Source organism: Shewanella abyssi (genome assembly GCF_023284025.1).
Lineage (GTDB): Bacteria > Pseudomonadota > Gammaproteobacteria > Enterobacterales > Shewanellaceae > Shewanella > Shewanella abyssi.
The window spans coordinates 60,155-73,729 of sequence record NZ_JAKIKR010000001.1 but is presented as its reverse complement, the minus strand read 5'-3'; the positions used below and the strand labels follow the sequence as shown (position 1 = coordinate 73,729).

Annotated in this window: 14 protein-coding genes and 1 pseudogene; 4 read left to right on the top strand and 11 right to left on the bottom strand. The window is 42.9% G+C overall.

Going from position 1 to position 13,575, the window contains the following annotated elements; translation table 11 throughout:
* Positions 1-24: 24 nt before the first annotated feature.
* The 3 genes from proQ to L2755_RS00355 all read right to left on the bottom strand — a co-directional run bounded on the left by proQ (position 25) and on the right by L2755_RS00355 (position 1,781).
* A complete protein-coding gene (gene proQ, locus L2755_RS00365) occupies positions 25-663 on the bottom strand; it encodes an RNA chaperone ProQ (protein WP_248978763.1) in 639 nt (212 codons plus the stop codon).
* 285 nt (positions 664-948) lie between these two features.
* Positions 949-1,407, bottom strand: a complete 459-nt coding sequence (locus L2755_RS00360; RefSeq protein WP_248978762.1) for a GAF domain-containing protein — start codon at positions 1,405-1,407, stop codon at positions 949-951.
* Between the two features lie 92 nt (positions 1,408-1,499).
* Complete coding sequence (locus L2755_RS00355) at positions 1,500-1,781, bottom strand: YebG family protein (RefSeq protein ID WP_248978761.1); 282 nt, start codon at positions 1,779-1,781, stop codon at positions 1,500-1,502.
* 196 nt (positions 1,782-1,977) lie between these two features.
* Between L2755_RS00355 and L2755_RS00350 the strand changes: the two genes are divergently transcribed.
* Genes L2755_RS00350 through L2755_RS00340 form a run of 3 tightly spaced genes read left to right on the top strand, consistent with a single transcriptional unit; the run spans position 1,978 to position 5,840 of the window.
* On the top strand, positions 1,978-2,604 hold the full coding sequence (locus L2755_RS00350) for a paraquat-inducible protein A (RefSeq protein WP_248978760.1): 627 nt from the start codon (positions 1,978-1,980) through the stop codon (positions 2,602-2,604).
* Positions 2,594-3,238 (top strand): paraquat-inducible protein A, encoded by a 645-nt coding sequence (locus L2755_RS00345; RefSeq protein ID WP_428847763.1) that lies wholly within the window; start codon positions 2,594-2,596, stop codon positions 3,236-3,238. Before L2755_RS00350 ends, L2755_RS00345 begins: the two co-directional genes overlap by 11 nt.
* Complete coding sequence (locus L2755_RS00340; protein ID WP_248978759.1) at positions 3,216-5,840, top strand: PqiB family protein; 2,625 nt, start codon at positions 3,216-3,218, stop codon at positions 5,838-5,840. Before L2755_RS00345 ends, L2755_RS00340 begins: the two co-directional genes overlap by 23 nt.
* An 82-nt stretch (positions 5,841-5,922) precedes the next feature.
* Here the strand turns inward: L2755_RS00340 and L2755_RS00335 are convergent, their stop codons facing one another.
* Positions 5,923-7,149 carry a nucleoside recognition domain-containing protein gene (locus L2755_RS00335; protein ID WP_248978758.1) on the bottom strand — a complete coding sequence of 409 codons (1,227 nt, stop codon included), beginning with the start codon at positions 7,147-7,149 and terminating at the stop codon, positions 5,923-5,925.
* 112 nt (positions 7,150-7,261) lie between these two features.
* Between L2755_RS00335 and rsmF the strand changes: the two genes are divergently transcribed.
* The gene (rsmF, locus tag L2755_RS00330) at positions 7,262-8,686 is read left to right on the top strand and encodes a 16S rRNA (cytosine(1407)-C(5))-methyltransferase RsmF (RefSeq protein WP_248978757.1); all 1,425 of its coding nucleotides are present in this window, start codon (positions 7,262-7,264) and stop codon (positions 8,684-8,686) included.
* Positions 8,687-8,936: 250 nt separating this feature from the next.
* Here rsmF and L2755_RS00325 read toward each other — a convergent pair whose 3' ends face one another.
* The 7 genes and pseudogenes from L2755_RS00325 to L2755_RS00295 form a co-directional block, all read right to left on the bottom strand.
* Complete coding sequence (locus L2755_RS00325; protein ID WP_248978756.1) at positions 8,937-9,725, bottom strand: TatD family hydrolase; 789 nt, start codon at positions 9,723-9,725, stop codon at positions 8,937-8,939.
* 41 nt (positions 9,726-9,766) lie between these two features.
* Entirely contained in the window at positions 9,767-10,093 is a 327-nt protein-coding gene (locus tag L2755_RS00320; protein ID WP_248978755.1) for a PilZ domain-containing protein, read from the bottom strand.
* Positions 10,094-10,099: 6 nt separating this feature from the next.
* Positions 10,100-11,017, bottom strand: a complete 918-nt coding sequence (holB, locus tag L2755_RS00315; protein ID WP_248978754.1) for a DNA polymerase III subunit delta' — start codon at positions 11,015-11,017, stop codon at positions 10,100-10,102.
* A gap of 1 nt (position 11,018) precedes the next feature.
* Positions 11,019-11,663, bottom strand: a complete 645-nt coding sequence (gene tmk, locus L2755_RS00310) for a dTMP kinase (RefSeq protein WP_248978753.1) — start codon at positions 11,661-11,663, stop codon at positions 11,019-11,021.
* Positions 11,660-12,667, bottom strand: a complete 1,008-nt coding sequence (mltG, locus tag L2755_RS00305; RefSeq protein WP_248978752.1) for an endolytic transglycosylase MltG — start codon at positions 12,665-12,667, stop codon at positions 11,660-11,662. The genes tmk and mltG overlap by 4 nt, the downstream gene beginning before the upstream one ends.
* Positions 12,664-13,482: an aminodeoxychorismate lyase gene (gene pabC / locus L2755_RS00300; RefSeq protein ID WP_248978751.1), complete on the bottom strand. Its 819-nt coding sequence runs from the start codon at positions 13,480-13,482 to the stop codon at positions 12,664-12,666. Before pabC ends, mltG begins: the two co-directional genes overlap by 4 nt.
* Positions 13,482-13,562: pseudogene (locus L2755_RS00295) on the bottom strand (dCTP deaminase); the annotation flags it as partial. The pseudogene L2755_RS00295 and the gene pabC, both read right to left, overlap by 1 nt.
* Positions 13,563-13,575 lie beyond the last annotated feature (13 nt).

Below are 13,575 nucleotides of genomic sequence, written 5' to 3'. Positions count from 1 at the left end.
ACTCCTTTACATGCTTTTAAACCATTACAGTAGTATGTATTCAGCTTTAACTTTAATCGTTAAGCCTGAATCAAGCTGAATTTGAACATCTTCTTTTTTGATATCCAAAATAACACCAGCTACTGGCACCTTACCTAGCTTGACATTCACACGTTGATTTTTCTTCAACTCAGCCAACACCGCAGGCGTTAAAATTACTTCCGCTACTTTCTCTTTTACAGGTTTTGCGCTTGTCGCCGCTTTCGGTCTTCTCGCAACCGGTTTTTTAACTGACTTTTTAGCAGTAGCTGAAGGTGCTGGGGATTTACCAGCCTTCGCTATTCTTTTTGCTTTCGCTTTTTCCTGACTTTCTTTAAGTGTAGCTTGAGCATGGTCAACGTGCTCTTGTTCTAGCTCACCACAAGAGTTGCCCTCTAAATCGATACGGTGTGCACCGGCTTTCACACTCTTAAGGTAACGCCAGCTACTTGTGTATCTTCTTAAAGCGATTCTGAGTTGAGTCTTACTGACTTTAGAATCATCAGCTAACCTTTCCGCTAAATCTTGAAACAATCCGATTTTTAATGGCTTCGTTTCACCTTCAGCAATAAAGCATAAAGGAAATGTTTCATATAAGTACGCAAGAATAGCGTTGGTATCGGTCAACTTTTCTGTTGATTCCATCTTTACTTCCACAATTTAAAAAAGGGACACCACCAAAAGAGTTTCTACCTCTCATCGATTTATGTGTCGTTCATATTTGTCTGATTATGACCTAAAAGACAAATTAATAATGATTAACCTGTTTTTTTAGTGACAAAATCAAACCTACCTTAGCAACAGCCTATCATAAACGCTATTGATTCGCTTTAGCGAACAATCACGATTAGAGATTTCATTGCCCAAACCGCTTATTATAGAGAAGCATGAAATGATTGCGACCATCAATTAGCCATAATTGGTCGTAGATTAACCAAATAGGCAAATTTCGAGACTTTTTACCATAGTTTCTACCCCAAGCTGGTCAATTTCATCAAACCTTGATAACGAAGGGCTATCAATATCAAGTACTCCGATAACAATACCATCACGTCTAAAGGGCACCACTAGTTCTGATTTACTCGCCGAATCACAGGCTATGTGACCCGCAAATTGATGCACATCTGCAATTCTTTGTGTTTGGTTTGTTTCAACCGCAGTGCCACACACGCCCTTACCGACTAGAATACGAGAACAAGCCACTTTGCCTTGAAAGGGTCCAAGCACTAACTGGTCATTCTTTAATAGATAGAATCCAACCCAATTAAGGTCAACTAAGTTGTCATTTAGCAAAGCTGAAAAATTGGCTAAAGCCGCGACTTGATCGTCTTCACCCGTCAACAAAGCGGTAACCTGACGGTTTAATGTGTCGTAAAATGACGCAGTCATCAATATCCCCAAACAGTTTCATTGATTGAAACAAATAAATTATGCCGCATTTTATCAACAAGCCATCAACTTCAAACAGACTTTTTTTACTCTCAGTCCAGATCCGTCTTTTTTGATACTTTTTTAACGGCTTTCTTTTTCTCTGGCACACTACCTTTTAGCAAAGATTGCAGCTCATCTTTATGCTGCGCTAAATAAAAACCAATTTTTTCAATATCATTATCTTCAAGCCCTAGCTCTGACTTAGCCAAAAAAGGGATCAGGTTATCAGCGACATCAAGCATCTTATCGTAGGCATCAGCCTCCTTCTTCGATGTAAAAGTCATCTTTTCAACCCCTTCTCTAACGACGACAAATTTGGTTATAACGGCCATAATTAATCCCACACTGTTTTTATATACAGTGGAGAGTCTCACACATTGAAGTTCTTATGCAAGTTTTCTTGAAAATCTGATAGTCTTATCTATATAAGGACTCTGTAATAATCAATTGCCTACGAATGAATTGAGTTCTATTTCAGCATAAAAATTTTTCTTTAACTTAGTACGCTTTATAGAGGTTTTTATTTTTATGGCATCGGACGCGCTAGATAATAGTGTTACTTTATGTCGCTCTTGTGACCTCGTCATCCGAAAGCGTGCACTCCCGTCAGGCGTGAGGGCGCTTTGCCCGCGTTGCCACACGCAGCTGTATGACACTCCTTATTGCTCCATAAATGGCATGTTGGCGTTATGTATTACCGCGATAATATTTTTCTTCCCGGCCAATACTTACCCTGTGCTAGAGTTAGAATTTTTAGGCAGTATGCGTACTACAACGGTGCTCGAGGGCGCTATAGCTGTGTATCAACAGGGCTATTGGGTTGTCGCTGTTGCAGTAATGACAGCTGCTGTGATCGCACCGGGTATACTACTCGTGTCCATACTGGTGCAGATTGTCATCATAAAATATGGATTACAGCATTCATTATTAAGGTCAATATTGAAGCAGGCTTTAAAGCTACAAGGATTACTGACTCAACTCACCATGCTCGAAATTTATGTCATTAGCTTTTTAGTTGCCGCGTTCAACCTGGCAGATTTTGCAACCGTTTCATTTAGTTTTGGCACTTTCTGCTTTACGATGCTGTTTATTATGCATTTATTCCTTTTGAGAGAGTACGATATAGAGCATATGTGGAGTTTTCTTGAAAAGTAACCCAAACGATTCCACATTAGGTAAACAAGTGGGGCTGACGTGTTGTCCAACCTGCAATAAGGTGACCTGTGCAAAATCGGCATGCTGCAGTCGCTGCGACACCAAACTCATCATCAGAGACTACGCTAGCCTGCAAAAGAGCTGGGCCTTGTTAATTACTGCAGCCATTTTATTAATACCGGCAAATCTTTACCCAATAACCACCCTGACAAATCAAGGGAAAGTCACTCAAGACACTATTTTTTCAGGCATCGCACATCTTGTAAAAACCGATATGATCCCTATTGCAATCATATTATTCACGGCAAGTATTTTGGTTCCTTTATTAAAAATAATTGGGCTTACCATATACTTAACCGCTATAAGCTTTAAATTACCTATTTCTAAAAAGAACCTAATGATAGGTTTTCATATTATTGAATGGATAGGTCGTTGGTCTATGCTAGACCTTTTTGTTATTTCATTAACCGTAGCCGTAGTCAATATGGGCCAATTGCTAGACGCAAAGCCCGCACCAGCGGCAACTGCATTTGCCTTAGTCATCTTGCTAACGCAACTGGCAGCAAAAGTTATTGATACGCGTCTACTCTGGGACCGACTGGAATCTAAAAATGACTCAAGTACAAACACCTAAAGTCGTAAAGAAAAAACTCTTCTCTCCTATTTGGCTATTGCCAATTATTGCGCTTGCGTTGGGTGCTTGGCTCGGCGTTAAAAGCATTCGCGAATCGGGGGTTGAGGTCAGAATTCATTTCCCAAGCGCTACGGGGATAGACATAGGAAAAACCTTAGTTAAATACCAAGGCCTTACTGTCGGTAAAGTTGTCGATATTAGTATTGATGATCTACTTCAAGGTGTAAATGTCGATGTATTAATGGACTATCGCTCTGCGCCGTTTATTACTCAGGGCACTAAATTTTGGTTAGTGAAACCAAAGGCATCTATCACCGGCATTGAAGGTCTAGATACGCTATTTTCAGGTAACTACATTGGAATGTTGCCAGGCGAAGGCGAGTCACGTTCATTTTATGAAGCTGAAATTACCGCCCCCGTCATTACGCCAGGCAATGAGGGCCTTACTGTCAACATCACTTCCGATAGATTGGGTTCTTTAGATGTCGGCTCGCCTCTTTTTTATCGTCAAATACCCGTAGGGCAAGTCGTTGGATATCGCTTGGACGGCACTAAAAAAATCATTGTCACGGCTTTTGTTCAGCAACAATATGCTAAGTTGGTCAAAGTCGATTCTCAATTTTGGAATGTATCAGGGATCAGCATCGATGCCTCGTTATCTGGAATCGAAGTGCGCAGTGAAAGCCTAGCCTCTATTTTAGCCGGCGGGATCAGCTTCAGTTCTAGCGAAAGTTCGGACATAGCCCAGAATCAGCATGAGTTCTCTTTGTACGAAAGTGAAGAACAAGCATTCGGTGGTATCGAGTTCATGCTAACTGCAACGGGCTCTGAATCAGTGTCGAAACACACCGCTATTATGTTTAGAGGCATTGAAATTGGTCATGTCACTAGCAAAACACTAACCGATGACGGCGTTAATTTAGTGGCTAAAATTGACAGTCAATATAGTGAGCTACTCGCTGGCAGTTCAACATTTTGGCTTGAAGGCGCTGATATTTCTCTCAGTGGCATAAACCACCCTGAAAGATTATTAACTGGCAGCGTGATTAACTTTGCCCCAGGTTCCGGCGAACCACAGCTGCAATACTCACTATTAACAGAACGACCAGAGCCTTTAAACAGCCAAAAACTGGCGTTAACGTTACATTCCGATACCAATCCAGGCATTTCTGCCGGTGCGGAATTGCGATTTAAACAGATAACAATCGGTACTGTATTATCAAGCCAGTTAAATGCTTCGTTAACCGAAGTGGAATACGATATTGAAGTCGATGCCGATTTTAGCTCATTGATCACTAAAGGCAGTTACTTTATCGCTGAATCGGTACTCTCTGTTAAGGCTGATATTGAAGGAATTGCCGTTACAACCCGAGATTTAAATACCTTTGCCCTTGGAGCATTAAGCTTAGTCAGAAGTAGCAATGGTCAACGAATCGTTAACGGAGCTTCACTCAATGTGTTTGCCAACAATAGCGACGCTGAAAGCTACTTTAATCGTAAGAGACTAATTAACAAGCAGCTAACCAGCCAAGATGGGGCGGATGTTGCTAAAGGTTCACCTGTATATTATAAAAAAATGCAGATTGGCCAAGTAGAACAGGTTGAATGGCAGCGCAGAGAGAATAATTTCCTCATCGATATCAGCATTCAAAAATCATTTGCCAGTTTACTCACCGACAAAACCGTATTTTGGCGTAATAGCGCACTATCAATAAACGCTAGCCTAAGCGGGGTCGAAGTGGAAGTATCACCACTTCTTGGTGCTATTAAGGGGGGGATCACATTAGGCCTGCTTGAAAGTCCTGTGGCGGGTAGCGACAAACACCTATACGATTCTAAGTTTCTCGCCTTGAGCCAATCAACAGCAATCGCACTAACCTTCCCCGCCACCGTTAAATTAGCGAAGAAAGCACCCATTCGATATTTAGGTCACAAAGTCGGTGAAGTCCGCTCTGTTGTACTGAGTAAAGATCTATCTGAATTAATCGTTGATGCTTACCTGTACGGTGATTATGCCGCTAACTTTAGTCAGCAAGATGCAATCTTCTCTATCGTCGATGTAAAAGTGTCGTTAGCCGGTATAGAGGCGCCAGAAACTATCATTACAGGGCCCTACATTTCGGTATTCCCAGGCGTTAGTGCACAAACATCATCAGAGTTTGTCGGTTTAATTGAGAAACCGTTTCACAATATTGATAACGCATTAACCTTCGTTATCACCAATAGCAGTCTGGGCTCAATCAATAGGGGCACCGCGATTTTCTTCCGGGGTGTTAAGGTTGGCCAAATTGATAATTACAGACTGATAGAAGATGGTACAGGCGTTGAGATGACAGCTCATATTGAGAATTCATATCGCCACCTTATCAATAAAACCAGTGTGTTCTGGGATCTATCTGGGGTGAAAGTCGATATCGGCCTTTTCTCTGGCGCACAGATTGAGACGGGGTCTTTAGAGGCAATTCTGGCCGGAGGCATAGGCTTAGCGACTAAAGACATGACCACTACAGGCAACATGATTGAATCGAACGATCGCTTCTCTCTTAGCGCTACACTCGATCCGCTTTGGCTTGAGTGGGCTCCTAGACAAACAGCTAAATAGAGTCAGAAGCACAGAGTGCTGCTTAAATAAAAAAGACGATGCTCTTTAACATCGTCTTTTTATTTTATCATTAGTAATCCAGTTAGCCATAAAATTGGTAACAGACAATAATAGCCGCCAAAATCCCAGCGAGATCAGCGAATAGACCACATGTTAAAGCGTGCCTGCCATTACGTATGCCAACGGCGCCAAAGTAGACAGCCAACACATAGAATGTTGTCTCTGTACTTCCCTGCAAAATAGCTGCGAGTCGCCCAGCAAAAGAATCGACGCCATAATGCTGCATAGTCTCTAGCATCATCGCCCTCGCCCCTGAGCCACTAAATGGTTTCATTATCGCCGTTGGCATTGCATCAACAAAACGGGTGTCGCCGCCAGCAAAGGTAACAACCCCAGCCAAGAGATTTAAGGCGTAATCTAATGCACCAGAAGCTCGTAGCAATGCGATAGCAAGTAACATAGCGAGTAGATAGGGAATAAGCTTTATTGACTGAGAAAAGCCCTCTTTAGCGCCTTCAATGAATTCATCATATACCGCAACTTTCCGAAGGCCCGCTACCAACACAAAACTAAAAATGAGTAACAGTAAAATACCGTTGCCCATTGCGGTGCTGACGTTGCCGATAGCCGTTACCGTCAGTGTCGACAAATAGAATATTAACGCCGTTAATGTTGCTAAAATACCCGCGGCATAAGCGATAACAACGGTATTGATAATCGATAAACGCTGCACCATGGCGACCGCCAACACCCCTGCTAAAGTCGAGGCACTCGTCGCGAGTAAAATGGGTAAAAATATATCCGCGGGAGCAGCCGCCCCCTGCTGGGCACGATATAAAAAGACCGTTACAGGCACGAGTGTTATAGATGAAGTATTGAGCACTAAAAACAATATTTGTGCGTTGGTGGCGGTATGCTTGACTGGGTTTAACGTCTGCAAGTCTTGCATTGCTTTTAACCCCAACGGTGTTGCGGCATTATCGAGCCCGAGCATGTTTGCCGTTAAGTTCATGGTGACACTGCCATAAGCTGGATGCCCACGCGGTACTTCTGGCATCAATCTAGATAACAATGGCTCAAAAGCACGAGAGAAAAAAGCCACCACGCCCGCTTTTTCTCCCACTCTCATTAACCCCATCCAAAGACAAAGCACGCCGATTAGGCCTAAAGCAATCTCTGCAGCTAGTTTTGCACTTGAAAAAATGGCCTCGACACTGTGGCTAAGTACAGCAATATTTCCAGTCAACAACTGGATAAATATCGCGCCCAAAGCTATGGCAAAAAAGCCAAACCAAATCTTATTTAACACCTAGGCTTCCTCTCCAGATCCCGTACAACGCTACACAGTTCAATACATATGCTGCCACTATATCGTTGTTTAGGGTTATAATCTGAATACTTTATCGCATTATCTCAAGCATATGGCTCATTTAAATCAGAATTTTATCAGTAGCATCGAACAAGATCTTCCATCTCACCTCACCATGGAAGACTTTATCCGTTTTAGCAACAAGCCACTGCGCCCCTCTATACGTATCAATACGCTAAAGATATCAGCAGAGGATTTCATCGCATTGATGACCCCAAAAGGCTGGAGTTTTACCGAGATCCCTTGGTGTGAGCACGGCTATTGGATTGAGCTTGGCCATGACATTCAGCTCGGCAATACCATAGAGCACCTGCAAGGGCTTTTTTATATTCAAGAAGCGAGCTCAATGCTGCCACCGACTGCACTCATAACTCAAGGCGAAAACAGCGCCCAACAACATGTGCTAGACATGGCCGCAGCCCCAGGGTCAAAAACCACTCAAATTGCAGCACTGATGAACAACAAGGGGTTACTTGTTGCCAACGAGTACTCTGCTAGTCGAGTGAAAGTGTTGCATGCCAATATAGCTCGAATGGGCGTTTCCAACTGTGCATTGACCCATTTTGACGCTCGTGTGTTTGGCGAGTATATGTTTGAAGTGTTTGATTCAATATTACTTGATGCGCCATGTAGCGGTGAAGGCACCATTAGAAAGGATCCCGATGCATTAAAAAATTGGGATAACAACGATGTTAAAGGGATAGTAAACACCCAAAAAGAGTTAATCGACTCCGCATTTCAATCGCTTAAAACCGGAGGTGAATTAGTCTATTCTACCTGTGCTTTAAGTCGAAAAGAGAATCAAGAGGTATGCGCCTATTTGAAGGAACGTTATCCCGACGCGGTTGAGTTTGTTAATTTGTCATCACTATTTCCAGGTGCAGAAAAAGCTTGTACTGCAGAAGGTTTCTTACATGTATGGCCGCAAATTTACGATAGCGAGGGTTTTTTTGTCGCTAAGATAAAAAAGATATCCAGTGTAGAACGTTTATTGCCGGAGCCTAGAAAGCAAAAAAACTTCCCATTTGAGAAAGCCTCAACAAAACAGCTAGCACCGCTAGCCGAATACCTTCAGACCTCGTTCAATGTGACTCTGGCTAATGGCGGTGATATTTATGTGCGTGATGCTGAAATATGGCTTTTCCCGCTACCGTTTAAAGCGCTTATCGGCAAAATGCGTTTTCAACGCATCGGTATCAAACTGGCCGATATATTAAAAAAGGGTTTTAAAGTTAAGCACGAAGCAATATCAGCATTAAAGACACCGGTAAGCGTTACCTTAACAGATGAAGAGGCACAAACGTTTCTGATGGGTCGTGATATCCCGTTAACTGAAAAAACGACGCCACAAGGCGAAACGATTGTCAGTTATGCAGGATGTTCATTAGGTGTCGTTAAACACCTTGGCAATAAGCTAAAAAACAACCTTCCCAGAGACTTAGTAAAAGACAAAATTGCACGCTACCCTGCTTTGTAATTTTTAGTTACATATAGACTGAGGGTGTCATCAAAAAAATAGGCCTAAATACAAATGCTCTACTACACTCTAATACATTAGTTTTTACTGAGTTTGAGTAAATAGCAGATTTTAACCTAACGGTTATCAACAGTAGCGCACGGCTCCTTGAGAGCCATTCCCCTAGACCCAGAACAATTGGAATAGTTTTGGGTCTCTTTTTGTCTAAAATTTGTCGTTTAAAATCATCTAGAAAGGATGGTGAATATGATTATCTGCCGGCGATGCGTGCGGCATCTTTAAATAAGTTGAAGAAGTTTTCTGTTGTGTAATCAGCAATATCAGCATATTTCTCCCCTCTTAACTCAGCAACAAACTCTGCCACATCACGCACAAAAGCAGGTTGATTCTCTTGGCCTCGATGGGGTACCGGGGCTAAATAAGGAGAATCGGTCTCTACGAGTAATCTATCTTTCGGCACTTTTCTAATGACGCTGCGCAGTTCAGCGGCATTCTTAAAAGTGACAATACCTGACACCGAAATGTAAAAACCCATATCAATTGCCGCTTTGGCCATCTCCCAATTTTCCGTAAAGCAGTGCAATACGCCACCAACGGAATCGGCGTTGCCGCGCTTGAGAAAATCGATGGTATCTTCTCTTGCATCACGAGTATGAATAATCAGTGGTTTATTAACCTTAACGGCAAGATCTATCTGTTGTTCAAAACAAGATTGTTGTAACGCTTTTGTCTCGTTAGCATAGAAATAGTCTAATCCCGTCTCCCCGATCGCTACCACTTTTTCATCGCGGGCGAACCGTTCTATCTCTTCGACATTTAATCCGTCTTGTACATCGAGTGGATGAACACCTGCAGATAGAAAAACCTCATCAAACGAAGCCATTTTCTGCTTCATTTCAATAAAACCCTGCTGCCTAACATTCACACACAAGAAGTATGCAATATCACGCGCTTTAGCTGCATTAATAATGTTGGTTAAAGCATCTTGATCGGGGGCAGTTTTGAGGCGGTCTAGATGACAATGTGAATCGATAAGCACTGGAGAGTCCAACGAGATAAAAGGAGAGCAAGTCTACCGAGCTACATAGTGCAGGTCAAATCTGCAGATGACAGTTGGGCAGAAAGTAGCTTTTCAATATGGTGTTTGTGGATGTCTGGTTCAGAGATTATTTTCACTCCAATACCCGCTGGGCGCCCGCCTGATGCGCCTAAGGGGTTGATCCAAACTACAACGCCCTCAAACTGCATTCTTTCAGTAGAGCCCGGTAGGTGATACGCCACTGACAGTGATTGTCCAAGAAAATAACTCTCTGTACTGCCAATAAATAACCCTGCAGGCTTTATGAAAGGCATATAGGCCCTATAAAGTTGATGCACGGTATCAAAATTGACAACAAGTTTCGTCATAGTGTTTTAGTGGTCCAATAACTGAGTGTATTCTCTGATTATGCCTTCAAACAACCCCAATGTATTTACCGTTGGCATCACTGATAAGCGTATCTCTTGCTGCATGATCTTGGCTGCAAATACCGCTATTGATGCGCGTATTAAAGGATCCATCGCCTGATCTTTCACAAGCTTTCGATGCAAAACTAGGTATAAAACCTTAATTGCGTCAGAAACTTGCTTTTCATTCACATTTTGTAAGCTAGCACAGAGCTGAGCCGACGACAAACTTTGAATCCAACCTTTTCTGAAGTCTAATAGACTTTGGTAGCGGCCACTTTCAATTGCAGAGACAATCGCTAATGGTCCACCAACGACAGGTAAACACCAGCTGTAATCATCAGACGCTTTAAGCTCATCCCTAAGCCAGCTTTTTACATCAAGTCTTGAAGGTAGTTTAACTTGGAGCCTTTGGCAGCGACTGCTAATTGTCGCCATTAACCGACTCGGCGTATTGGCTTGCAGAAAAAGAATCGTGTCTTTACCCGGCTCCTCTAGCGTTTTAAGCAAAGCGTTTGCAGAGGATTGGTTGAGACGTTCACAATTAAGAATGACAGCAACTCGTCGTCTACCTTGTTGCGCGGTTGTCGTTAGTTTCTGGCATAACGTGCGTATCTGATCAACTTTGATCTGCGCGCCATCAGCTTCAATTTTATAAAAATCAGGATGACTATTGGCTTCAACTAGCTGACATGCTTTACAAAAACCACAGGCAGCAGAAACACCTACTTGGCTGCATAATGACGCTTTAGCCAGCGTCAATGCTAACGTTTCACCGCCATAACCTGCATCTAAGCCAATAAGATAAGCATGTGCGACCTGTTGACGGTTTAGCTGGGTGTTAAACGCATCATTTGCATCCTGCAACCACGGTAAGTGCTGCATACTACCAGGCCTGATCTTGCAGTACTGCAATGATATCTTTATGCACTGCGGCCATGCTCTGACTCGCATCAATGATCATAATAGAATCATCGTTGTCAGCGTAGGATAAAAACGTTGCCCGAGTTCGATTAAAGAAGGCGATCTCTTGTTGCTCTATCCTGTCCAACTCACCACGGTTAGCAGCACGAGCCAATCCAAGCTTAGGGTCAATGTCTAAGTAGAGTGTCAAATCTGGTTTAAAACCTTTTAACGTTGCATCACTAATGGCTGAAACCAATGGCATTAGGCCGCGACCTCCCCCTTGATATGCCAGCGATGAAAGGTTGTGTCTATCGCCCAAAACCCACTTCCCCTCAGCAAGAGATGGCTTAATCACATTCGCAACCAGTTGCGCCCTAGCCGCATAAAAAATGAGACATTCAGCTTCATCGCATAATGGGTCTGATTCGTTGGCAATTTTAACCAAATCACGCATCTGCTCAGCTAACGGTGTACCACCAGGCTCGCGGGTACATACAGGGATTTGGCCGGTGTGCTTTTCTATAAAATCACGTACTAATGCGATTGCGCTAGATTTTCCAGCGCCTTCAAGTCCTTCTATGACAACAAACTTGGCGTTATTAGCCACGGTTGATTCTGTATTCATCGATTTCTCTGATATTTGTTCACTGCTCGATTATGTTCCAACAGTGTTTTTGAAAATACATGGCTACCGTCATTGCGCGAGACAAAATAAAGGTAATTCACATCGGCAGGATTTGCTGCCGCATGCAAAGCCGCTAGGCTTGGCGCCGCGATAGGCGTTGGTGGTAGCCCGTTAATTCTATAGGTATTAAAAGCCGTCTGCTCTCGCAGATCTTTGCGAGTGATATTCCCTTGGTAACGGTCGCCCATGCCATAAATAACCGTAGGATCCGTTTGCAAGCGCATCCCTTTGCGTAAACGATTAATGAAGACTGCCGCTATCCAAGGTCTTTCACTGGCTTTACCCGTCTCTTTTTCAATAATAGAGGCCAGTATAAGTAGTTCATATGACGACTTAAGCGGTAAGCCTTTTTGCCTATCTTGCCAAGCTTTATCCAGCTCTGCTTGCATCTTTCGATAGCTTTCTTGCAATAATGTGTTGGCAGAACTATTCGCCCGATAATGGTAAGTATCAGGGAAAAACTTACCTTCAGCTAAACCGGAATAATCGCCGTTCTTCACTAGAATGCTGCTAAAAAGTGCGTCATCAAACGTTAGCTTTTGATGCTCTGCTAGCTGTAGCTGCCACTCCTTTATGGTTTGCCCTTCAAGTAATGTCAGTGCAAATGATTTTTCGTTTCCTGCAATCAGTTTGTCTAAAAGACTGTTAACCGTCTCTTGTGGTTCTATCTCATATAAGCCTGACTTTATATGCGCTAATTCTGGGTGTAGGCGCACTAACCATTTTAGTTTCCTACCATCTTCAATTAACTTATTCTGGGTTAATAAATGGGTGAACTGACTAAATGATGTACCTCTCTTTATCTCTAACTCTTGTGCCTGTTCAACATTAAGCTGTGACTGAGCAAATACCATTAACGTTTGGTAGCCCCAATACCCCCCAACTGCGACGACTGTTAGCAAGGTAAACCCGGTTCCGAGCATGCCGATTAAGAATTTTTTCATAATGTCAGATCAAGTCGCTCTCTTAATAAAGATGTGTAAGGCGCCATATTAAAGGCTTGTTGGTCAACTTGAGTGACATCAACAACCCCGAGTAAACTATTGGTCATAAAAATATGTTTCACTTTCGAGAGTATATCAACATTCATTTCAGTAACAGATACCGAAAACTTCATCTCTAGCAGTTGATAAATGACTTGTTCTCTCATCATACCTGCAACCCCCGCATATGCGAGCTTAGGAGTGATAATACCAGCATCCGTTTCAAAGAACAGGTTAGCCATGGATGATTCGATAATATTTCCATTACTATCAAGCACTAACCAGTCATCATAACCCACTGCAAGAGCAACAGACTTCACTAATACCTGTTCTAGTCGATTACAGTGCTTGATCCCCGCTAAACGTGGTTGCCTTGCCAACAACACTGTTGAAGATTGCAAGCTAACCCCTTCTTTTTGCCATTGTTGATAAACATCGGGGAACGGATGAACCGATACTATTTCATTAATCGAAAGACTCGAGTTTGGCGGTGTATAGCCGCGTCCACCAATACCACGAGACAAGAGTAGTTTGAGGCATGACTGAGGATTATCTTTAGCACACTGTAACAACAGCTCTCGCAGTGTGGACGTTGGCTGCCAATCAAAGCCTAAACGCCGTGCACCTTGCGCTAATCGCAAAAAGTGAGATTCAATAAATTGAATCTCACTTTTGTTGACTCGCATCGTTGCAAATAAACCATCACCGTAGGCTAATCCTCTATCAAGAGGACTAATCATGGCATCAGGTTGTCCATTTACCCAAACTTGCGCCATTAGTTATCCTGACTAATTCTGCTAGCAACTGCGTTTTGCTGATCTTTGTATTTGGCACTCTTACGGTCATTGTAAGGTCTCGTCTCAGCGCAG

Bases quoted from the DNA above. Each gene is read 5' to 3' on its own strand.
- mltG (WP_248978752.1), bottom strand. From the start codon at position 12,667: ATGAAAAAATTCTTAATCGGCATGCTCGGAACCGGGTTTACCTTGCTA.
- pabC (WP_248978751.1), bottom strand. From the start codon at position 13,482: ATGGCGCAAGTTTGGGTAAATGGACAACCTGATGCCATGATTAGTCCT.
- L2755_RS00360 (WP_248978762.1), bottom strand. From the start codon at position 1,407: ATGACTGCGTCATTTTACGACACATTAAACCGTCAGGTTACCGCTTTG.
- tmk (WP_248978753.1), bottom strand. From the start codon at position 11,663: ATGAATACAGAATCAACCGTGGCTAATAACGCCAAGTTTGTTGTCATA.
- L2755_RS00320 (WP_248978755.1), bottom strand. From the start codon at position 10,093: ATGACGAAACTTGTTGTCAATTTTGATACCGTGCATCAACTTTATAGG.
- holB (WP_248978754.1), bottom strand. From the start codon at position 11,017: ATGCAGCACTTACCGTGGTTGCAGGATGCAAATGATGCGTTTAACACC.
- rsmF (WP_248978757.1), top strand. From the start codon at position 7,262: ATGGCTCATTTAAATCAGAATTTTATCAGTAGCATCGAACAAGATCTT.
- L2755_RS00350 (WP_248978760.1), top strand. From the start codon at position 1,978: ATGGCATCGGACGCGCTAGATAATAGTGTTACTTTATGTCGCTCTTGT.
- L2755_RS00355 (WP_248978761.1), bottom strand. From the start codon at position 1,781: ATGGCCGTTATAACCAAATTTGTCGTCGTTAGAGAAGGGGTTGAAAAG.
- proQ (WP_248978763.1), bottom strand. From the start codon at position 663: ATGGAATCAACAGAAAAGTTGACCGATACCAACGCTATTCTTGCGTAC.
- L2755_RS00340 (WP_248978759.1), top strand. From the start codon at position 3,216: ATGACTCAAGTACAAACACCTAAAGTCGTAAAGAAAAAACTCTTCTCT.